Source organism: Geodermatophilus sp. SYSU D00691 (assembly GCF_054050275.1).
This window is the reverse complement of the sequence record NZ_JBJGYZ010000017.1, coordinates 1-20,510: the sequence shown is the minus strand read 5'-3', so window position 1 is coordinate 20,510 and position 20,510 is coordinate 1. Positions and strand designations below refer to the sequence as shown.

Genomic DNA, 20,510 nt, shown 5'->3' with positions numbered 1-20,510 from the left:
TGGGCTTACCGGACGGCGCGGTTGCTGCGCCCGGAGAGGCCCTCGGCGACGCCGATCAGCAGGACCGCGGCGACGACGGCGATGATGAAGCCGAGGATGTTCAGCTCGAAGATGTTCGTGCTGTCGTTCAGCAGACCGCCGATGACGCCGCCGATGATGGCGCCGACGATGCCCAGCACGATGGTCATGACCATGCTCATCCGCTGCTTGCCGGGCTTGATCAGCCGGGCCAGGACGCCGATGACGGCGCCGACGACGATGAGGCCGAGAATCTGCCAGATCACGGTTTCTCCTCCGGTGAAGGACCGGTCCGCGCCCCGTCCCCGGCGGGCTTGCCGGGTGCACGTTCCGGTAGTCTGGTCCTCGCATACCCCCGACGACCGGCGTCGATGCACCGTTCCCCCGATCGGGCCTGGGCAGATGTCGCCGAACCGGCCCGGCGGATCTCGTGGTACCGCGACGATTACCCGGCGGCGACCTGGGCCACGTGCGCGGGGAGCTTGTCCAGCTCGTCCTCCACGGTCGAGCGCACCATGCGCTGCAGCGCCCGGCGCTGGATGCCCTGCACGAGGCGGCTGCCGCCCTTCGCCTCGTGGGAGAGCGTGATCGTCACCCGGGTGCCGCCGCCGTTGGCGTCGGCGAGCTGGATCCGCGTCGTCCAGGTCTCCGGCGTCAGGTCCAGCCGGGTCGCGACCGCCTGGCGCGGCACCCACTCCACGATCTCCCCGCGAAGGGCGCCCTCCGCGGGCGCGCGGCCCTCCAGCCGGCCGGGCACGCACACGAACGTCGTCCCGGTGCCACCGGTCGGCGAGCCGGTGACGACGTAGGAGACGTCGCACACCGCGCAGTACGGCTGGAGGACGGCGAGGGCCTGCCAGACCGTCGCGCGGGGGAAGGGCACCTCGCGGCTGGCGCTGGCCGTCGTCATCGCGGTCATCGTACGAAGGCCGCGGTCAGCGCCCGCCGACGGAGACCTCGAACTCCACCTGGCTGACGTCGGGCCGCAGCCGGGAGAAGCTGTGCACCAGGGGGTGCCCGCCGCTGTCGTGCACCGTCGTGCGCACCACCAGCAGCGGCGAGCCCGCCACGACGTCGAGCAGCTCGGCCTCGTCAGGGGCCGCCATGCCGACGTCGACGACGATCCGCGCGTGGGCGAGGTCGGCGGCGTACTCGGTGCGCAGGAACTCGTACAGGGAGCCCTGGCTGAAGTCCTGCTCGGCCACCCGCGGGTAGGCCGACGCCGGCAGGAAGCTGTGTGCCACGTGGTTGGGCGCGCCGTCGACGCTGCGCAGCCGCACCAGCTCGACGACGTCGGTCGCGACGTCGAGGTCGAGCAGCTCGGCCACCCACGGCGGCGCCGGGACGACGCGCTGGGTGAGCACGGACACGCCGACCTGCGCCCCCTGCTCGGCCATCACCGAGCCGAAGCCGGCGATGCGGTGCACGAAGCTCTCCCGGTACTCGTGCCGCATGGCCGGGCGGGTGACGAAGGTGCCCCGGCCCTGCTCGCGGACGAGGTGCCCGTCGGCGACCAGGCCGTCGACCGCGCGGCGCAGGGTGATCCGGCTGACGCCGTACTCCGCGCACAGCTGCGGCTCCGGCGGGAGCAGGGTGTGCTCCGGCAGCGCGAGGACCCGGCGCCGCAGGTGCTCGCGGACCGAGAGGTACTTCGGGCCGGCGATGGAGCTCGTCACACCCCAAAGGTACTGGACGGCTAGACGTCTGGTCGTCATGTCGTATGAGACGTCCGTCCTGCCAGGACATTCCCGGCGACGTCCCGACACATCAGGTCGTCATGACGTAATGTCCTCTGCGACCCGGCCCCTATCCGAGGAGTACCGCCGGTGCGCATCGGCATCCTGACCGGTGGGGGCGACTGCCCCGGCCTGAACGCCGTCATCCGTTCCGTCGTCCGCTCGGCGACGATCCACCACGACAGCGAGGTGCTCGGCTTCCGCGACGGCTGGCGCGGCCTGCTCGAGGACCGGACGACGCCCCTCGACGTCGCCGCCGTCGACGGGTTGCTCACCCGCGGGGGGACGACGCTGGGCTCGGCCCGCGTCGCGCCCGAGAAGCTGCACGCCGGCGTCGACCGGATGAAGGAGGTCATGGGCGCGCACGGCGTCGACGTCCTCATCCCGATCGGCGGCGAGGGCACCCTGACCGCGGCGAACCTGCTCTCCCAGGCCGGCGTCCCGGTGGTCGGCATCCCGAAGACCATCGACAACGACATCGACGGCACCGACCTGACCTTCGGCTTCGACACCGCGGTCAGCATCGCCACCGAGATGATCGACCGGCTGCACACCACCGCCGAGTCGCACCAGCGGGTGCTGCTGGTCGAGGTCATGGGCCGGCACGCCGGCTGGATCGCGCTGCACGCCGGCCTGGCCGCGGGGGCGCACGTGACGCTCGTCCCCGAGGAGCCCTTCGACGTCGCGGAGGTCGCCAAGCTGGTCGAGGACCGCTTCGCCCGCGGGGACAGCCACGTCATCGGGGTGGTCGCCGAGGGCGCGCACCCGATCCCGGGGACGATGCTGGTCCGCGACGGCGGGGTCGACGAGTACGGCCACAAGCGCTTCACCGGGGTGGCGCAGCAGCTCGGCGAGGAGCTGGAGGCGCGCACCGGCAAGGAGGTGCGCACGACCGTCCTCGGCCACGTCCAGCGCGGCGGCACGCCGACCTCGTTCGACCGGGTGCTGGCCACCCGGTTCGGCCTGCACGCCACGCAGGCCGCGCACGCCGGTGCGTTCGGCACGATGGTGGCGCTGCGGGGCACCGAGATCGAGCTCGTCCCGCTCGCCCGCGCGGTGGCCCGGCTGAAGACCGTGACGCCGTCGCGGCTCGCCGAGACCCACGCCTTCACGGGCTGATCGGCCGTCCACGGGACGGTTGTGCAGGGGTACCTGTGCAGACCCGGCCGTCACAGAGCACGATCCACCCGTGACCGGAACGCCGGACTGGCGCCAGCGCAAGCGCGAGGAGACGCACACCCGCCTCTACGAGACGGGCATGCGGCTCTTCCGCGAGCGCGGCTACGACAACGTCAGCGTCAGCGACATCGCAACGGCGTCGAAGGTGTCGGTGCCGACGTTCTACGCGCACTACCAGAGCAAAGAGCACATCGTCATGCCGATCCCCACGCAGGACGAGGTCGACGCGATCCTGGGCTCGCAGCCGCCGGACATGCCGCTGGCCGAGCGGGTCCGGACCGGCATCCTGGCGTGGATCGCCCACTACGGGCCGGAGGAGCGGCAGCAGCTGCTCGACCGCTGGCGGATCGTCGTGGCGACGCCGGGCCTGCGCAACCGCGCGGCGGAGTTCGAGCGGGCGACCGCCTCGCTGGTGTCCGACGCGCTCAAGGCCGAGGCCCAGCCGGGCAGCTCGCCGGTCGCCATGGACGTCGTCGTCACCGCGAGCCTGTCGGCCTACACGCAGATCATCCTGCGGTGGGCCGAGGGCGACGGCCGGACGCCGCTGGAGACGGTCGCCGAGGACGTGCTCAACGCCCTCCGGGAGCTCTGAGCTCGAGCACGGTCACCTCGGGACGGGCGCCGATGCGCATCGGCGGCCCCCAGAACCCGACGCCCGAGGTGACGTAGAGCTGGGTGTCCCCGTGCCGGGACAGGCCCTCCACCTCTGGCTGGTCGAGCCGGATCAGCGCGTCGAAGGGCCACAGCTGGCCGCCGTGGGTGTGGCCGGACAGCTGCAGGTCCACGCCGGCTGCCCGCGCCTGCGGGAGCATGTAGGGCTGGTGGGCCATCAGGACCACCGGCCGGCTGTCGTCCCGGCCGTCCAGGGCGGCGTCGAGGTCGGCGCCGTGACCGGCCACGCCGGACTCCGCCGCCGTCCGGTCGTCGATCCCGGCCAGGTCGAACCCCGCCGTCCCCCGCCGGATCTCGACCCGCTCGTTGCGCAGCACGTCGATGCCGAGCGTGGGCAGGTGCCGCATCCAGCCGCCGGTGTCGGCGAAGTACTCGTGGTTGCCGGTCACGAAGTAGACGCCCTGCTCGCTGACCAGGTCGGCCAGCGGCGCGACCTCCCCGCGCAGCTCGGCGACGTCGCCGTCGACCAGGTCGCCGACGATCGCCACCACGTCCGGGCGCTGCGCGTTGACCAGCTCCACCACCCGCTCGAACCGGCGGCCGCCGTAGGTGGAGGAGAGGTGGACGTCGGAGATGGTGACGATCCGCAGGCCGTCCAGGGCCGGGGCCAGCCGCGGCAGCGTGACCGGCACGCGGCGCACCGCGGGTGAGGAGTTGGCCAGGTAGGCGCCGGTGCCCGCGGTGCCGAGCGCGACGGCGCCCGCGGTGACGGCGAGACCCCGGGCGAGCAGCAGCCGGCGCTGCGGATCGGCGACCTGTTCGTCCGCGACGGCCGCGCCGGGCCCCTCCCTGCGGGGGCGGCGGGTCCACCGGCGCAGCACCAGGCGCACCGGCTCGAGGGCCAGCAGGGCGAGGAACGTGTAGAACGCGATGCCGAGCCAGGAGTAGGCGACCCAGTCCAGCGGCGCGGCGACGGCGAGCGGCAGCTCCCGGCGCAGCGCGAACGCCACGGGCAGCAGCACCGCGAGCAGGACGGTGAGGAGGGTCAGCCTCCGCCGGGCACGGCCCGGCCGCGTGGTGCTGCGGACCAGCCGCCACCACAGGTAGGTGTGCAGCAGGGTGATGGCGAGGATGAGGACGGTGATGAAACCGAACACCCGGACCAGGGACAGGGCGGCCTCTCAGGGGCTCGTCGGGAACGCGGCAGCCGGGGTCACCCGCGGGTGGCCTGCTTCAGCTGCGCCTTGAACTCGGGCCAGCGGGCCCAGAACTCCTGCTCGGCACGGTCGGCACGGGCCTCCTCGAGCGCCTCGAGGCGGCCGTAGGTCCACGCGTTCTCGCCGGCGGCGAAGGCGGCCAGCCCCAGCCGGCGGCACTCGTCGCGGGTGACCACCGTGTCCTGGCGCTCGCCGAGCAGGTCCTGCAGGTCCTTCATCGACTGGACGAGGTCGGCCGCCGCCGCGCCCAGCACGGGCGCGGCGACCTCGGCGGTGTAGCGGACGCGCTTGGCCGCCTTGCGCGTGTCGTGCAGCAGGTGGTCGCGCTCGGCCCGCTGCTCGGTGGCCCGGGCGGCCCGCACGTCCCGCCGCAGCCGGTGCACCGTCTTCTGCAGGACCGCGCGCAGCACGGGCGCCGCCGGCTGCTGCGCCTCGTCGGTGAACGGCGGCTCCGCCACGAGGGCGTCCAGGGCGTCGCGCAGGGCGAGGTAGCGCTCCGACCGCAGGGTGCGCAGCCCCTGCGCCGACCCCTTCGCGTGGTCCTTGATCTCCTCCTGCTGCAGCCGCGCCGCGACCGGGCCGAGGACCAGCTCGACCGGCTGCTGCCGGACCAGCGCGCGGAGGTGCTCCAGGGCCACCTCGCCGTCGCGGGCACCGGAGAACTCCTGCCCGAGCCAGCGCAGCTCCTCGCGGATGCCGTCGGTCCGCGCCCGGTCCAGCACCGGCCGGAAGGCGGCCAGGATGCTGCGGATCCGGCGGCAGGCGACCCGCAGGTCGTGCACGCCCTCCGCCTGGTCGGTGCGGACCATCAGGTCGGCGTCCTGCAGCGCCTGCACCTGGGCGGCCAGCGCCGTCCGGACGATCTCCCCGGCGGTCGCCTTCTTCGGCTTGCGCACCTCCTGCGGGACCGCGCCGTCGAGCGCGGCCAGCCGCGGGGCGAGCACCCGGGCCAGCTTGGACGCCGAACCCGACGGGCGGGCGCCGGCGGCCTCGACCCGTGCGACCACGGCGGCCAGGAGCTCCTCGTCGCCGTCCACGAGCTCGACCTCGACCTCCCGCCAGACCTCGACGGTGGCCGGCTGGTCGGGCGTGACCGACAGCAGCGTGGCGGTCACCGAGTCGTCGGCCACCTCGGCCAGGACGGCGCCGCCCTCCCCCCGGAGCAGGGTCACCGTCCGCCGCGTCGACAGGATGGCCACCGGGCCGAGCTCCGCACCGCGGGCGATGCCCAGCACCGGGTCCTGCACGCGCCTGGGCGGGACCCGCCCCGCCCGGCCCAGCGGCGAGTGCAGCTCCCGCCGGGCGCCGTCGACGCCGGGCAGCTTGACGTGCCACCCCGCGTCGGGGCCGCCGGTGCGGCGGCGCATCGTCACCTTCGCGCGGGCCAGCCGGAGATCGGCGGTGTCGTGGTAGACCGCCTCGAGCTGCCGCTCCTCCGGGCCGTCCACCGAGGCCACGCCCTCGACGGCGGACAGGTCGGGCAGCACGAAGTCCGCCTCGACGTCGAACTTGCGCTCGATCTCGACGTGCACGTCGGTCACCGGGGGCCTCCTCTTGCTGGGGCGGTACACCGACGATCCCACCTGATGGCACCGGGTGCCCCCGTGATGTTCGCAGGTCGCGACGGCTGGGCACCGTCGGGACGACATCGTCTGGCCCAGAGGGGAGCCGGTTCATGCTCACCGACCGCGAGGTCTCCGCCGCCGTGGGCACCACCGCTTACGACGCGCACGGCGGCAAGATCGGCACCGTCGAGCACTTCTACGTCGACGACCGCAGCGGCACGCCGTCCTGGGTGGCGGTGATCACCGGTCTGTTCGGCACCCGCACGTCGATCGTGCCGGTGCAGAGCGCCACGTTCACCGACGGCCGGCTGGTCCTGCCGGTCACCCAGGAGTCGGTGCGGTCCGCGCCCGACGTGGGCACCGGCGGGCACCTGTCCCCCGACGACGAGTCGCAGCTGCGCCGGCACTACGGCCTCGACGTCGCCGGTGTCGGGGAGCCGGCGTGGACGAACAGCGGCACCGGCCTGACCCCGGCCGGGGCGGGTCCGGCGGACGACGTCGGGGAGACCCGCGCCGGGATCGCCCCCGAGCCGGCCCCCGCACCGGGCACGGCACCCGCCCCGGCGCCGACGGCGGCGCCGGCTCCCGACGGCGGGATGGTCCGCAGCGAGGAGCGGCTGCGGGTGTCCACCGAGCAGGTCGCCGCCACCCGGGTGCGGCTGGTGAAGTACGTGGTCACCGAGGAGGTGCAGATCACCGTCCCGGTGCGCCGGGAGGAGATCCGCATCGAGGAGGTGCCCCTGGACGGCGCCGAGCCCGGGCCGGGCGAGTCGCTGGTCGACGTCCCCGCGACCGGGGGCGGGCTGCCGGACGAGATCGTGCTGCACACCGAGCGGCCGGTGGTCAGCGTGGAGGTCGTGCCGACCGAGCGGGTGCGGCTGCGCACCGAGCTCGTGCAGGGGCAGGAGCAGGTGACCGGGCAGGTGCAGCGGGAGCAGATCGTCGTCGACCAGGACGTCGTCCCGCGCAGCGGCGGCTGAGGGCGCCCGGCTAGCGTGCGGGGCGGACACCGCCGTCCCGCCGCCAGCCAGGGAGCCGCCCCGTGGACTTCGCGCCCGACCCCCGCACGACCGAGCTCGCCACGAGCCTGCAGGCCTTCCTCGACGAGGAGGTCTACCCGGCCGAGAAGGTGTTCGCCGAGCAGGTGCAGACGTCGGGCTGGGACCGCCCGCCGGTGATCGAGGAGCTCAAGGCCTCGGCGCGCGAGCGCGGGCTGTGGAACCTGTTCCTGCCGCGGGAGCACTTCGAGCGGCACGGCTACGGCGCCGGGCTGACCAACCTGCAGTACGCGCCGCTGGCCGAGCTGACCGGCCGCAGCCCGGCCCTGGCGCCGGAGGCGGTCAACTCGGCGGCCCCCGACACCGGCAACATGGAGCTCCTGTCGCTGTTCGGCACCGACCAGCAGCGCGCCGAGTGGCTGGAGCCGCTGCTGGCCGGCGAGATCCGGTCGGTGTTCTCGATGACCGAGCCCGCGGTCGCCTCGTCGGACGCCACCAACATCCGCACGCAGATCCGCCGGGAGGGCGACGAGTACGTCATCCAGGGCCGCAAGTGGTGGTCCTCGGGGGCGATGAGCTCCTCGTGCCGGATCGCGATCGTCATGGGCGTCACCGACCCCGGCGCCGAGCCGCACCGCCGGCAGTCGATGGTGCTCGTGCCCTTCGACACCCCCGGCGTGAAGGTCGAGCGCTCGACCAGCGTGTTCGGCTTCTCCGACGCCTCGCACGGTGGGCACGCCGAGATCCACTACGACGACGTGCGGGTGCCGGTGGCCAACCTGCTCGGCGAGCCGGGCTCCGGGTTCGCGCTGGCGCAGGCGCGGCTGGGTCCCGGGCGGATCCACCACTGCATGCGGCTGCTGGGCATGGCCGAGCGGGCGGTGGACCTGATGGTGGACCGGGTCAAGCAGCGGGTCGCCTTCGGCAAGCCGGTCGCCGAGCAGGGCGTCGTCCAGCACTGGATCGCCCAGTCGCGGATCCGGATCGAGCAGGCCCGGCTGCTGGTGCTCAAGACCGCCTGGCTGATCGACACCGTGGGCAACAAGGGCGCCCGCACCGAGATCGCGGCGATCAAGGTCGCCGTCCCCGAGGTGACGAAGTACGTGGTCGACCGGGCCATCCAGGCGCACGGCGGCATGGGCGTCAGCCAGGACACCCCGCTGGCCTCCCTCTACGCCCAGGCGCGGCTGCTGCAGATCGCCGACGGCCCCGACGAGGTCCACGAGATGGTCATCGCCCGCCGGGAGCTCAAGGCGCGCGACTGACCCGGAGGCCCGGCGCGCAGATCTCCTGGGCGTCCGGCCGCCGCTGACGCCAGGATCTCCCCGTGCGGGGTCTCGAGATCGTCGTCGTCATCGGCGTCCTGGTGCTGCTGGGCGGGGTGCTCGGGCAGCGCCTGCGGCTGCCGGCGCCGCTGGTCCAGCTGCTGCTCGGCGTCGGGTTCGGGTTCGTGCCCGGCCTCGGCGACGTGGAGATGCCGCCGGAGCTGGTGCTGTTCCTGTTCCTGCCGGCGCTGCTGTACTGGGAGGCGATCAACACCTCCCTGCGCGAGGCCCGGGCGAACCTGCGCGTGATCTCGCTGTTCGCCATCGGCTTGGTGCTGGCGACCGCGGGCACGGTCGCCGTCGTCGCGCACGCCCTGGGCCTGTCGTGGCCGATGGCCTTCGTCCTCGGCGCCGTCCTGGCGCCGACCGACGCGACCGCGGTGGCCGCGGTGGCCGGCCGGCTCCCGCGGCGGATCGGGACGACGCTGCGGGCGGAGAGCCTGGTCAACGACGGGACGGCGCTGGTGCTCTTCGGCGTCGCCGTCGGGGTGGCGGTCGGCGAGCTCGAGGTCGGCGCGGGCGACGTGGCCTGGGAGCTGGTGCTCTCCTACGCCGGCGGGATCGGCATCGGCCTCGCCGTCGCGGCGCTGTCGTACCGGGTGCGGCCGAGGCTGCACGACGTCCGGCTGGAGGGCGTCGCCAGCGTGCTCACCCCGTTCGTCGCCTTCCTGCCCGCCGAGCTGCTGCACGTCTCGGGCGTGGTCGCGGTCGTCGTCGCCGGGCTGGCGCTGTCCCAGGTGACGCCCCGGGTCATGGGCGCCCGCACCCGCGTGCAGGCACGCGCGTTCTGGAGCCTCTCCACCTACCTGCTCAACGGCACGCTGTTCGTCCTCATCGGGCTGCAGCTGCACGTCGTCGTCGAGGGCCGGTCGGCCGCCGACCTGCTGGCCGGCGCCGGGACGGCGCTGCTCGTCGCGCTGGTCGTCCTGGGCACGCGGCTGCTGTGGGTGAACACCATGCCGTACGTCATCCGCGCGCTCGACCGGCGGCCGGCCCAGCGGCTGCGCCGCATGGGCTTCCGGCAGCGCCAGCCGGGCGCCTGGGCCGGGTTCCGCGGGGCCGTCTCGCTGGCCGCCGCGCTGGCCATCCCGTTCCAGGACGCCGACGGCGACCCGCTGGCCGGCCGCGACACGGTCCTGCTGGTCACCTTCGGCGTCATCGCCTTCACGCTGCTGGTGCAGGGGCCGACGCTGCCCGCCGTCGTCCGCTGGGCCCGGCTGCCCGAGGACCGCGCCGAGGTGCGCGAGCAGCGCCTGGCCGAGCGGACGGCGACCCGGGCGGCGCTGGACGTCCTCGACGACCGCGCCACCGACCTGGACGTGCCCGCCGAGGTGGTCGAGCGGGTGCGGTCGGCCTACGGGGAGCACCTGCGCGAGATCGACCTGCGGGAGACCGTCCTCGACGACGGCGGCGGCGCGGAGGAGGAGCGCGCGGCGCTGCACGCGGTCAAGGCCGAGCGGAGGCTGCGCCTGGCGCTGCTGGCCGACAAGCGGCGCGCGGTGGACGAGCTGCGGCACACGCACGCGATCGACGACCTGGTGCTGCTGCGGGTCCAGGCGCAGCTCGACGCCGAGGAGGTGCGCCTCGACGGCGTCCCCGAAGCTGAGTGACCGGAGTGGATCCGTCAGGGTCACGCCGACGGATCCACTCCGCTCACGCCCGGCGGTCGGGGAGGAACCGGAAGCGGTCGCGGGTGGCGGTGACCTCGGCGGGGTCGACGTCGGCCAGCACGATGGTCTCCACGCCGGCCGCGGTGGCGAGCAGCTCCCCCGTCGGGCTCACGATCCGGCTGTCGCCCACGTGCTCGGTGCCGTCGCCGGCGACCCCCACCCGGTTGCAGCCGACGACGTAGGCCTGGTTCTCGATCGCACGGGCCTGCAGCAGCGTCTGCCAGTGGTGCCGCCGCGGGCTGGGCCAGTTGGCCGGGACGAGGTAGACGTCGGTGTGCGCCGCGGCGTCCCAGAAGACGTTGGCGAAGCGCAGGTCGTAGCAGATGAACGGGGTGACCCGCAGGCCGCCGATCTCGACGGTGGCCGGCTTCTCCCCCGCCCGGAACCGCTCGTGCTCGCCGGCGTGGGTGAACGGGTGCAGCTTGCGGTAGCGGTGCGTCGTCCCGTCCGGCCCGGCGAGGACGAACGAGTTGTAGGGCAGCTCGCCGTCGGCCGCGACCTCCGGGCAGGTGCCGCCGACCCAGACGCCGTGCTCGGCGGCCTGCGCCTGCAGGAACCGCGCCGACGGGCCGCCCTCGGGCTCGCCGATCCCCGGCGTCATGGAGAACCCGGTGGAGAACGTCTCGGTGAGCAGCACCAGCTCCGCGCCGGCGCCGACCGCGCGGGCCACCCACGGGGCGAGCCGCGCGAAGTTGGCGTCGCGGTCCTCCCACACGATGTCGTGCTGCACCGCCGCGATCCTCATGCCATCCCCCTCAGCCGCTCCACCGCTTCGCCCAGCACCTCGTCGCGCTTGCAGAACGCGAACCGGACCAGGTGCCGGCCCAGCGCCGCGTGCGCCGGGTCGTAGAAGACCACGGTCGGGACGGCGACGACACCGGCCCGCTCCGGCAGCGACCGGCAGAACGCCAGCCCGTCGCCGTCCGGCTGCACCGGGCGGACGTCGACGGTGGCGAAGTACGTCGCCTCCGGGCTGACCACCGGCAGGCCCGCCGCACGCAGGCCCTGCACCAGGACGTCGCGGCGGTACTCCAGGTCGCTGGCGATGCCGGCGAAGTACCCGTCGGGCAGCGCCAGGCCCGCGGCGACCGCCGGCTGGAACGGGCCGCCGTTGACGTAGGTGAGGAACTGCTTGGCGGTGCGGACGGCGGCCACCAGCGGCGCCGGCCCGCAGATCCAGCCGATCTTCCAGCCGGTGGTGTTGAACGTCTTCCCGGCGCTGCTGACGACCAGCGTGCGCTCGCGCATGCCGGGCAGCGTCGCGATCGAGCGGTGCCGGGCTCCGGAGAAGACCAGGTGCTCGTACACCTCGTCGGTGAGGACGAGCAGCTCGTGCTCCATGGCCAGGGCCGCCAACGTCGCCAGCTCCTCGGCGGTGAACACCTTGCCGGTGGGGTTGTGCGGGGTGTTGAGCACCAGCAGCTTGGTGCGGGGGGTGACGGCGGCGCGCAGCTCGGCGGGGTCGAACGTCCAGCGGCCCTCGCCGGACGCCGGCGGGTGCAGCGGCACCGGCCGCAGCACGCCGCCGGCCATGGCCACGCCGGCGGGGTAGCTGTCGTACATCGGCTCGAACAGCACCACCTCGTCGCCCGGCTCGAGCAACGCGATCAGGGCCGCGGCCAGCGCCTCGGTCGCCCCGGCGGTGACCAGCACCTCGCCGTCCGGGTCGTACGCCAGCCCGCCGAAGCGCCGCACGTGGTCGGCGATCGCGGCACGGAGCTCCGGGATCCCCGGCCCGGGCGGGTACTGGTCGTGCGCGGTGCCGATCGCGGCGCGGGCGACGTCGAGCACCTCGGGCGGGCCGGGGTAGTCGGGGAAGCCCTGGCCGAGGTTCACCGAGCCGGTGGCGACGGCCAGCGCGCTCATCTCGGCGAAGATCGTCGTCCCGAAGCCCTGGAGCCGGGACGAGAGGTACGGCACGCGGGTCACGGGACCACCTTCTCGAACCGGACGCGCCGGGTGGCGACGTCGGCCCCGACCAGCCGCACCTCCACCCGGGTGCCGGGCGTCAGCGCACCGGCGCAGCGGGCGCGGACGGCGAGGGCGTCGAGCACCACGGTGCCCTCGTCGACCGCGACGCCGGCGAACACCGAGCCTTCCCGGCCGTGCAGCAGCCAGGACTCGGTGGCGTCGACGACCGCCCGCTCCACCTCGCGGGTCCGCCGGTCGGAAGCGGCCATGAGCGCGGGCAGCTCGGGCAGCGCGGCGCGCAGCCGCTCGTCGGGGGCGCGACCGGCCGCGAGGGCGAGGCAGACCTCCGTGGCGAACCGGTCGACCAGCCGCCGCAGCGGCGCGGTGACGTGCGCGTAGGGCGCCGCGACCCCGGCGTGCAGGGGCTGCTCGGGCGGGGCGCCGTCGAAGGCGGTGTACCCCGAGCCGCGCAGCAGCGTGGCCGCCTCCTCGAGGAAGGCCGCGTGCCGGGCGTCGCCGGCGTCCAGCCCGCTGATGACCGCGCCCGGCGCCGCCCCCGCCGGCCAGTCGACGCCGAGGGCCGGGGCGAGCAGCCGCAGCCGCTCGACGTCCTCGACCCGGGCCGGGGGCAGGGTGCGCAGCAGCCCGACGCCGCCGTCGAGCATGAGCCCGGCCGCGCACCGGCCGGTCAGCAGCGAGATCTGCGCGTTCCACGCCTCCACCGGCAGGTCGCCGCGGAAGGCGAGGGTCCAGCCGCCGTCCGGCGCCGGGCGCACCTCCTGCTCCGGGGTGCCCAGCTCGATCGCCCCCCGGTCGGCGGCGCGCGCCAGCAGCAGCCGGCCGACGTCCGGCAGCAGGGCCAGCGGCCCGGGCAGCGTGCCGGCGTCGGCCTGCTGCTGGACGGACGGGTAGTCCAGCTGGGCGCGGCTGCGCACCCGGGCCCGGCGGACGGCGGAGCTCCTCAGCTCGCCGTCGCCGTCCAGGTCCATCGTCCAGACGACGGCCGGGGTGATCTGGCCGGGCAGCAGGCTGGCCGCGCCCTCGCTGAGCACGGGCGGGTGCAGCGGGGTCCGGCGGTCGGGGCAGTAGACGGTCTGCCCGCGCCGCCGGGTCTCGGCGTCGAGCGGGCCGCCGGGCCGCAGGAAGGCCGCGACGTCGGCGATCGCGTAGGTGACGCGGCACCCGGAGCCCAGTGCGGCCAGGTGCACCGCCTGGTCGAGGTCGCGGCTCCCCGGCGGGTCGACGGTGACCAGCTCGACGTCGGTCGCGTCCAGCTCGGGCAGCGGCGGGCGGGCGGCCGCGGCGGCCGCCTCGGCGAGGGCGTCGGCGCCGAACTCCTCCGGCACGCCGAGCTCCGCGCGGATCGCCGCGAAGTCCGGCGGGGCCGGCGCCGCGGGCGCCCAGCGCGGGACCCGGAGGGGGTGGCGGGCGGGACGGTCCACCGACCACCTCCGGCGTTCCACGTGGAACCAGGCGGCTGGTCAGCCCCCGGCCGGCTGCGTGCGCAGCTCTCGCCTCAGGATCTTGCCCGTCACCGTCTTGGGCAGCTCGCCGACCAGCTCGATCGAGCGCGGGTACTTGTAGGCGGCCATCCGCTCCTTGCAGAACGCGATGAGCTCCTCCGGGGTCGCCTCGGTGCCCGGCTTGAGCGAGACGAAGGCCTTCACCGTCTCGCCGCGGTACTCGTCCGGGACGCCGACGACGGCGGCCTCGCGCACCGCCGGGTGCCCGTACAGGACGTCCTCGACCTCCCGCGGCCACACCTTGTAGCCCGACGCGTTGATCATGTCCTTCTTGCGGTCGACGATGAAGATCCAGCCCTCGGGGGTCATGAACCCGACGTCGCCGGAGTGCAGCTCGCGGCCGGGCAGCGACTCCTCGGTCTCCTTCTCCTTGCCCCAGTAGCCGAGCACCACCTGCGGCCCCCGCGCGCAGATCTCGCCGACCTCGCCCAGCGGTACCGGCTGCCCGTGCTCGTCGAGGATGCGCACGACGGTGTTGTTGACCGGGCAGCCGACGGAGAAGGCGCCGGAGGTGGGGTCGACCGGGGAGGCGACCCCGCGCGGGGTGGCGGTCATCGGCGAGGTGGTCTCGGTGAGCCCGTAGGCGTTGTGGATGGGCAGGCCGGTCGCCTTCTCGAACGCCTCGGCGGTCGACGGCGCGATCGCCGCCCCGCCGGAGTAGATGTACTCGAACGAGGAGAAGTCCTCCCGGTCGAAGCCGGGGGCGTTCATCAGCGCGATGAACACGGTGATCGCCCCGATGGTGAACGTCGGCCGGTGCTCGCGGATGGCGTCGAGCACCACCTGCGGCTCGAACCGGTAGGCGAGCACCAGCGCCGAGCCGCTGAGCAGGCAGACGCCGATGTGCCCGATCAGGCCGGTGATGTGGAACAGCGGGGCGACGCCGAGCACCGAGCCGTGCGTGCCGACGCCCACGTAGTCGCGGTAGACCTGCGCGGTGAAGCAGACGTTGCCGTGGGTGTTCATCGCACCCTTGGGCACGCCGGTCGTGCCGGAGGTGTAGGTCAGGAACGCGACGTCGTCGACCCCGTAGCGGACGTCGGGGACCGACTGCCCGCGGTGCTGCTCGATCAGCTCGGCGAGGTCGGTGGTGCCCTCGTGCCGCTGGCGGGTGACGCGGTCGAACAGGCGGGCGTCGGCGCGCGACTGGTGCTCCAGCTCCGACGTCGTCAGCACGAGGGTGACGTCGCTGTCGGGGACGACCTTGCGGGCCACCGAGTCGTACAGCGACTCCAGGCAGAGCAGCACCTTCGCCCCGGAGTCCTTGAGCTGGTAGTCCAGCTCGCGCTCACGGTTCATCGGGTTGATCGAGACCATGATCCCGCCGGCCTTCCAGGTGGCGACCATGGCCAGCACGAACTGCGGGACGTTCTGCAGGTACACGGCGAGCCGGTCGCCGCGCCGGAAGCCGTGGGCCAGCAGGCCGGCGGCCAGCGCCGTCGACTGCTCGTCGAGCTCCCGCCACGTGAGGGTGCCGTCGAAGTACCTGATCGCCGGGTCGTCGGGCCGGGCGGCGATGGTGGCGCGGGCCATCGCGAGGGCGTCGTCGAACTCCACGTCGACGTCCGGCGGCTGGTCGGGGGTGTAGTTGGCGAGCCAGGGACGGTCGTCGTACGTGGTCACGGTGGAGGCCCCCTCGACGGCGGTGTCAGGTTCCCCCATACAAGCCGAGAGCCACGTCGCAGTCCACCGAGGGCGGTCAGCCGATGCGGACCTCCTCCAGCCCCTCGATCGCGACCACGTCGCCCCGGCGCAACTGGCGGCCGCGGCGCTCCTCGGGCTCGCCGTTCACCCGCACCGCTCCGGTGAGCAGCACGTCCTTGACCTGCGCGCCGGTGGGCACGGCGTCGACGAGCTTGAGCAGCTGCCCGAGCCGGATGGTGTCCTCGCCGGTGCGGAGCTCGACGGTGCGCACTCAGGCCCCCGTCAGCTCGTCGCCGACGGCGACCGCGCCGGCCCGCCGGACCAGCGCGCCGACGGCGAGGGTGCTGGCGCGCTCGCGGTGGATGGTCTTGAGGACGCCGTTGTCGCGGCCGATCCCGCCCGGCTGCGGGCGGGTCACCATGACGCAGCGGGACACGGGCTCGCGCAGGTCCAGCACCGCCGAGCCGAGCCGCTGCCGGGTGCCGACCAGCGCGTCCTCGCCCTCGCCGTCCAGGACGACGTTGGCGCGGAACCGGCGGCGGTCCCACGGGCCGAGCGTGCCGGTGGAGACGAGCGTGACGCGGAACTCGGGGTTGTCGTGGAAGGCCTCGGCGGCCCCGTGCCACGGGTACCAGCCGTCGCTCTCGTCGTCGTCGACGCCCTCGTACCGGGGGGCGTTCCCGGTGGCCGGCCGCAGCCCGATCCCGCGGCCGGCCCAGTCGGACAGGACCCCGTCGTCGGTGGTCACCGTGCCGTCGGGCAGCACCACCTCGACGCCGCCGTCGTCCCGCAGGCGGCCGGCGGCGAACAGCAGGTCGGGCACCCGGCGCGCGGTGAGCCCGAACCCGGTGTCGAGGTCGAACAGCGCCCACTGCCGGTCGCCGGCGACGCCGAGCGCGCCGACCTCGGCCCGCTGCAGCCGCTCGCCCTGCAGCGACTTGACGGGGTACCGCCAGAGCTCCGCGACCCGCACGGTCAGCCCGCCGGGGTCCAGGAGACCGACCAGCTGCTCCGCCACTGCCGCCCCGGCTCGAGGACGACGAGGTCGACGCCGTCGGCCAGCGCGTTGGGCGGGCAGGTCATCGGCTCGACGGCGAGGCTGCGGCGGCGCTCGCCGGCGGGCAGGGTGTCGCCGCTGTAGACCTGCAGCCACGGCCAGCCCTCGTCGACCGCGACGGTCAGCTCCCCCGCCGGGCCGGCCAGCCGCACCCGCGCCCAGCCGTCGTCGTCGCGGGCCAGGTCGGTGAGCGGGTCGTCGAAGCGGCGGTCGCCGATGCGGCCGACGGCGCCGTCGAACGGCCGCGTCTCGCCGGTGGGCAGCCCGTCGTCCCCGACCACCACGAGGGTGCGGGCGGGCAGGGTCAGCTCCGCCTCGGCCAGTCCGCCGTCCTCCCGCGCCCCGACGCCGAAGTAGGGGTGCATCCCGGCACCGAAGGGCGCCGGCGTGTGCCCGGCGTTGCCCACCCGCAGCGTGACGTCGAGCTGGTCGGCCGACAGGGCGTAGTCGACCGCGACCGCCAGCCGGAACGGGTAGCCCGGGCGCGGCTCGACGACCGTCCCGACGGAGAGCACGCCCTCGCTGCGGTCGAGGATGCTCCAGGGCTGCCAGGAGACCAGCCCGTGCATGGCGACCGGGCGCTTCGTCGAGGCGATCTCGAGCTGCAGCTCCTCGCCGTCCCAGGTCCAGCGGCCGTCGCGCAGCCGGTTCGGCCAGGGCAGCAGGACGTGCCCGCGCCGGCCGTTCGGCACGGTGCCGGACGGGTAGCCGTCGAGGACGTCCCACCCGCCGACGACGAGCCGGCGCAGCCCGCCGCCGCGCAGGTCGACGTCGAGCCGGGCCTCGTCGCAGAGGACCCGCGCCTCGGCCGGCTCGGTGGCCGGCCACTCGGGCGAGGTCCGCGGGTTGATCGACACGGCGTCAGCTCACCACAACGTCACGGCAGTTCGTAGTCGAGGGTGAGGACGGCGCCGGACTCCCCGTGGGCGATGGTGATCCGCCCGCGCAGACCGGCGAGGTCCCCGGTGCCGGTGCCCGGCAGCACCACCCCGGTGGAGCTCGACCGCTCCCCGTCCACGACCCCGGTGTGCTGGAGGACGAAGGAGCCGCTGCGGCCCTCCAGCTCGCCGGTGACCAGCTCCAGCGCGGCGTAGCCGACCGGCGCCTCGCCCAGGGCGGCGCTGGTCATGCTCACCACGCTGGAGCCGGTCAGCGGGCCGGAGAAGGTCTTGCGCAGGGTCACCCGGCCGAAGGTGACCGGCCCGGCCTCCCCCAGCTCCAGCGGCTCGGGTTCCCAGCCGGTGACCTCGAACGGAACCTCGACGACGGTGCCCATGCGCGCAGTGTGCCGGGCCGCAGCGGCAGCACGGTTCAGGCGTCGTCGAGCACCCGCTCGAAGAACAGCGAGTCCGCGGCGTCGGGGTCGCCGACGTACGCCCCGAAGGCGCCGGTCGGGCGGTAGCCGGCGCCGGTGTAGAGCGCGATCGCCTCGGGCTGGCGCGGACCGGTCTCCAGCCGCAGCGTCGTCCAGCCGCGCTCGCGGGCGGCCGCCTCGAGGCCGGCGAGCACGGTCTTGGACATCCCGCGTCCGCGCGCCGCGGGCACGACGTACATCCGCTTGACCTCGGCGGCGCCGTCCCCGAGGGCGCGCAGCGCGCCGCAGCCGATCGCCGTCCCGTCGTCGTCCCGGACGAGCAGGACGACGCTGACGTCGCGGGCCGACGGCGGTGCGCCGGGCTCGCTGCCGCCGTCGTAGCGCTCGCGCAGCTCGGCCTGCTGGGCGGCGGTCAGGCGCTGGACGTCGGGGTCGTCCCAGGCCACCGGCAGCGGCGTCACAGGCTGATCCCGTGCAGCAGCAGCGCGGCCAGCTCGCGGTAGGCGCTGGCGTCGTCGAGGCCGGTGGCGCGGGCGGTGTCGCCGCGGCCGATGCGGAACATCAGCGTCGTCACGGTGTCGGCGATCAGCGCCGGGTGGACCTCGCGGAAGCGCCCCTGCCGCACGCCCTCGTCGATCAGCTGCCGCACCCGCTCGGCGGCCGCGGCGGTGTTGCGCTCGTAGACGGCGCGGCCGGGCGCGAAGGAGTCGAGGTCGCGGTGGAAGGCCGGGCTCGCCGGGCCGAGCGCCCGGGCGACCGCGGTGAGGTAGGCGGTCACGCGCAGCGCCGGGTCGGACTCCGTCAGGGTCTGGGCCTCGACCACCTCCGTCGCCTTGCGGAAGAAGTGCCGGACGACGCGCAGCGCCAGCTGCTCCTTGCTCTGCGCGAGCGCGTAGAGCGTGCTCTTGGAGCAGTGCAGGCGGACGGCGAGGTCGTCGAGGGTGAAGCGGGCGAACCCCTCGGCCAGGAACAACTCCTCCAGCTGGTCGAGCAGCTCGGCCTGCCGCCGCGTCATCGTGGGCGTCGTCGTCTCCGCGGTCATGGCACCTCCTCGTCGGACAGCATCCCGCCTGGACGCCAGACAGTACTGGCGTATCGTCCTCAGTACTGTTTCTCGAACGGGGAGAGGTGTCGTGCGGGTCGAGCGAGAGCTGCCGTCGGACGAGGCGCGGGACCTGATCGCGCTCACGCGCGAGCTGGCCGACGCCGAACTGGCCCCGCGGGCCGCGGAGTACGAACGCGAGGAGCGCTTCCCCCGCGAGGTCTTCCGCACCCTCGGGGACGCCGGGCTGCTCGGCCTCCCATTCCCGGAGGAGGTCGGAGGCGGCGCGCAGCCGTACGAGGTGTACCTGCAGGTGCTCGAGGAGCTGTCGCTCCGGTGGGCCTCGATCGCGCTGGGCATCAGCGTGCACACGCTGTCCTGCTCGCCGATCGCGAACTTCGGCACCGAGGCGCAGCGGCGGGACCTGCTGCCCGCGCTGGTCGGTGGCGAGCTGCTCGGGGCGTACTGCCTCTCCGAGGCGCACGCGGGTTCCGACCCGGCGGCCATGCGGGCGGCGGCCACCCCGTCGGACGACGGCTGGGTCGCGCGCGGCGAGAAGGCGTGGGTCACCCACGGCGGGCAGGCCGACTTCTACTCGACCTTCCTGCGCACGCCCGAGGGCATCTCGTGCTTCCACCTCACGCCCGACCTGCCCGGCTTCACGCCCGCGCCGCCCGAGCACAAGATGGGCCTGACCGCCTCGCACACGGCGGCGATCCGGCTGGACGACGTCCCCGTCCCGGGTGACCGGCTGGTCGGTGAGCCGGGTCGCGGCCTGGCGATCGCGCTGTCGGCGCTGGACTCCGGCCGGCTCGGCGTCTCGGCGGTCGCCGTGGGGCTGGCCCAGGCGGCGCTCGACGTCGCCGTCGACTACGCCGTCGAGCGCGAGGCGTTCGGCCGGCCGATCGCCGAGCACCAGGGGGTGGCCTTCCTGCTCGCCGACATGGCCGCGGCGGTGGAGTCCGCCCGCGCGACCTACCTGGCCGCCGCACGGCGGCGGGACGCCGGCAAGCCGTACTCGCGCCAGGCCTCGATCGCCAAGCTGGTGGCGACCGACGCGGCGATGAAGGTGACCACCGACGCCGTGCAGGTGCTCGGCGGCGCCGGCTACACCCGCGACCACCCGGCCGAGCGGTACATGCGCGAGGCGAAGGTCTTCCAGATCTTCGAGGGCACCAACCAGATCCAGCGCATGGTCATCGGCCGCCACCTGGCCAAGGAGGCCGTGCCCGCCACCGCCTGAGGCGGCAGGCCGGGCGCCGTGCGCGTCCTCACGCTCAACCTCTTCGGGCTCGGGCCGGACCGGTCGCGCCGCGACGCCCGCCTGGCTCAGGGAATGGCGGAGCTCGCCCTGGACCACGTCCTCGTCCGGTGCGGGCTGCACGGCGGGCCGACGCTGCGGATCACCGGCTGCCGACTGGTCTTCGACACCCCGGAGACGGCGGTCAGCGACCACTTCCGGGGGCTGGCCGACCTCGGGGCGCCACCTCTTTCCTGATGAGGCGCAAGGCCTGCGCAACATCTGTGGACAAGCCGCTGAGCTGGGGATTCAGGAGGCGACCCGGCCGGTCCGGCGGTAGACTTCGAACACCTGATCGAGCTGGTGAGGAGGTGTTCCGGTGGACGAGGTGGCCTCGGCGCTGGACGCGCTCGCCGGCGAGGATCTGCACGCGCTGCCCGCCGAGGACCTGCTGGACC

22 protein-coding genes are annotated in these 20,510 nt (G+C 74.5%); 7 read left to right on the top strand and 15 right to left on the bottom strand.

The window, feature by feature from the left end; all coding sequences use genetic code 11:
• Window positions 1-5 precede the first annotated feature (5 nt).
• From ACI797_RS13905 to ACI797_RS13895, 3 genes are all read right to left on the bottom strand, one after another.
• Window positions 6-284 (bottom strand): GlsB/YeaQ/YmgE family stress response membrane protein, encoded by a 279-nt coding sequence (locus ACI797_RS13905; protein ID WP_456539395.1) that lies wholly within the window; start codon window positions 282-284, stop codon window positions 6-8.
• 179 nt (window positions 285-463) lie between these two features.
• Window positions 464-928 (bottom strand): SRPBCC family protein, encoded by a 465-nt coding sequence (locus tag ACI797_RS13900; protein WP_456859251.1) that lies wholly within the window; start codon window positions 926-928, stop codon window positions 464-466.
• Between the two features lie 25 nt (window positions 929-953).
• Window positions 954-1,694, bottom strand: a complete 741-nt coding sequence (locus tag ACI797_RS13895) for a GntR family transcriptional regulator (RefSeq protein ID WP_456859250.1) — start codon at window positions 1,692-1,694, stop codon at window positions 954-956.
• Between the two features lie 150 nt (window positions 1,695-1,844).
• Between ACI797_RS13895 and ACI797_RS13890 the strand changes: the two genes are divergently transcribed.
• Together ACI797_RS13890 and ACI797_RS13885 are read left to right on the top strand one after the other, a co-directional pair.
• Complete coding sequence (locus tag ACI797_RS13890; protein WP_456859249.1) at window positions 1,845-2,873, top strand: ATP-dependent 6-phosphofructokinase; 1,029 nt, start codon at window positions 1,845-1,847, stop codon at window positions 2,871-2,873.
• Between the two features lie 70 nt (window positions 2,874-2,943).
• Complete coding sequence (locus ACI797_RS13885) at window positions 2,944-3,525, top strand: TetR/AcrR family transcriptional regulator (protein ID WP_456859248.1); 582 nt, start codon at window positions 2,944-2,946, stop codon at window positions 3,523-3,525.
• Here ACI797_RS13885 and ACI797_RS13880 read toward each other — a convergent pair.
• Together ACI797_RS13880 and ACI797_RS13875 are read right to left on the bottom strand one after the other, a co-directional pair.
• On the bottom strand, window positions 3,503-4,702 hold the full coding sequence (locus ACI797_RS13880) for a metallophosphoesterase (protein ID WP_456859247.1): 1,200 nt from the start codon (window positions 4,700-4,702) through the stop codon (window positions 3,503-3,505). The two genes, ACI797_RS13885 and ACI797_RS13880, sit on opposite strands and share 23 nt — an antisense overlap.
• A 56-nt stretch (window positions 4,703-4,758) precedes the next feature.
• On the bottom strand, window positions 4,759-6,303 hold the full coding sequence (locus ACI797_RS13875) for a CYTH and CHAD domain-containing protein (RefSeq protein WP_456859246.1): 1,545 nt from the start codon (window positions 6,301-6,303) through the stop codon (window positions 4,759-4,761).
• 134 nt (window positions 6,304-6,437) lie between these two features.
• On the opposite strand from ACI797_RS13875, the gene ACI797_RS13870 reads away from it, so the two are divergent.
• From ACI797_RS13870 to ACI797_RS13860, 3 genes are all read left to right on the top strand, one after another.
• A complete protein-coding gene (locus ACI797_RS13870) occupies window positions 6,438-7,307 on the top strand; it encodes a YsnF/AvaK domain-containing protein (protein WP_456859245.1) in 870 nt (289 codons plus the stop codon).
• Between the two features lie 62 nt (window positions 7,308-7,369).
• Window positions 7,370-8,590, top strand: a complete 1,221-nt coding sequence (locus ACI797_RS13865) for an acyl-CoA dehydrogenase family protein (protein WP_456859244.1) — start codon at window positions 7,370-7,372, stop codon at window positions 8,588-8,590.
• Between the two features lie 62 nt (window positions 8,591-8,652).
• On the top strand, window positions 8,653-10,260 hold the full coding sequence (locus ACI797_RS13860) for a Na+/H+ antiporter (protein WP_456859243.1): 1,608 nt from the start codon (window positions 8,653-8,655) through the stop codon (window positions 10,258-10,260).
• Window positions 10,261-10,303: 43 nt separating this feature from the next.
• On the opposite strand, the gene ACI797_RS13855 is transcribed toward ACI797_RS13860, so the two are convergent.
• The 10 genes from ACI797_RS13855 to ACI797_RS13810 all read right to left on the bottom strand — a co-directional run bounded on the left by ACI797_RS13855 (window position 10,304) and on the right by ACI797_RS13810 (window position 18,812).
• Window positions 10,304-11,065, bottom strand: a complete 762-nt coding sequence (locus ACI797_RS13855; RefSeq protein WP_456859241.1) for a nitrilase-related carbon-nitrogen hydrolase — start codon at window positions 11,063-11,065, stop codon at window positions 10,304-10,306.
• On the bottom strand, window positions 11,062-12,249 hold the full coding sequence (locus ACI797_RS13850) for a pyridoxal phosphate-dependent aminotransferase (protein ID WP_456859240.1): 1,188 nt from the start codon (window positions 12,247-12,249) through the stop codon (window positions 11,062-11,064). The genes ACI797_RS13855 and ACI797_RS13850 overlap by 4 nt, the downstream gene beginning before the upstream one ends.
• The gene (locus ACI797_RS13845) at window positions 12,246-13,673 is read right to left on the bottom strand and encodes an RNB domain-containing ribonuclease (protein WP_456859239.1); all 1,428 of its coding nucleotides are present in this window, start codon (window positions 13,671-13,673) and stop codon (window positions 12,246-12,248) included. The genes ACI797_RS13850 and ACI797_RS13845 overlap by 4 nt, the downstream gene beginning before the upstream one ends.
• Window positions 13,674-13,712: 39 nt before the next feature.
• Window positions 13,713-15,377: a class I adenylate-forming enzyme family protein gene (locus ACI797_RS13840; protein ID WP_456859238.1), complete on the bottom strand. Its 1,665-nt coding sequence runs from the start codon at window positions 15,375-15,377 to the stop codon at window positions 13,713-13,715.
• 76 nt (window positions 15,378-15,453) lie between these two features.
• Window positions 15,454-15,669: an RNA-binding S4 domain-containing protein gene (locus tag ACI797_RS13835; RefSeq protein ID WP_456859237.1), complete on the bottom strand. Its 216-nt coding sequence runs from the start codon at window positions 15,667-15,669 to the stop codon at window positions 15,454-15,456.
• Window positions 15,670-16,416 (bottom strand): MOSC domain-containing protein, encoded by a 747-nt coding sequence (locus tag ACI797_RS13830; RefSeq protein ID WP_456859234.1) that lies wholly within the window; start codon window positions 16,414-16,416, stop codon window positions 15,670-15,672.
• Window positions 16,374-17,312, bottom strand: coding sequence for an aldose 1-epimerase family protein (locus ACI797_RS13825; protein ID WP_456859233.1), 939 nt, complete (start codon window positions 17,310-17,312; stop codon window positions 16,374-16,376). Before ACI797_RS13825 ends, ACI797_RS13830 begins: the two co-directional genes overlap by 43 nt.
• Before the next feature lie 20 nt (window positions 17,313-17,332).
• A complete protein-coding gene (locus ACI797_RS13820) occupies window positions 17,333-17,731 on the bottom strand; it encodes a DUF3224 domain-containing protein (protein ID WP_456859232.1) in 399 nt (132 codons plus the stop codon).
• 35 nt (window positions 17,732-17,766) lie between these two features.
• Entirely contained in the window at window positions 17,767-18,231 is a 465-nt protein-coding gene (locus ACI797_RS13815) for a GNAT family N-acetyltransferase (RefSeq protein ID WP_456859231.1), read from the bottom strand.
• Window positions 18,228-18,812: a TetR/AcrR family transcriptional regulator gene (locus ACI797_RS13810; protein WP_456859230.1), complete on the bottom strand. Its 585-nt coding sequence runs from the start codon at window positions 18,810-18,812 to the stop codon at window positions 18,228-18,230. Before ACI797_RS13810 ends, ACI797_RS13815 begins: the two co-directional genes overlap by 4 nt.
• A gap of 91 nt (window positions 18,813-18,903) precedes the next feature.
• On the opposite strand from ACI797_RS13810, the gene ACI797_RS13805 reads away from it, so the two are divergent.
• Window positions 18,904-20,055 carry an acyl-CoA dehydrogenase family protein gene (locus ACI797_RS13805; protein ID WP_456859229.1) on the top strand — a complete coding sequence of 384 codons (1,152 nt, stop codon included), beginning with the start codon at window positions 18,904-18,906 and terminating at the stop codon, window positions 20,053-20,055.
• Window positions 20,056-20,148: 93 nt separating this feature from the next.
• Window positions 20,149-20,310: a hypothetical protein gene (locus ACI797_RS13800; RefSeq protein ID WP_456859228.1), complete on the top strand. Its 162-nt coding sequence runs from the start codon at window positions 20,149-20,151 to the stop codon at window positions 20,308-20,310.
• Window positions 20,311-20,510 lie beyond the last annotated feature (200 nt).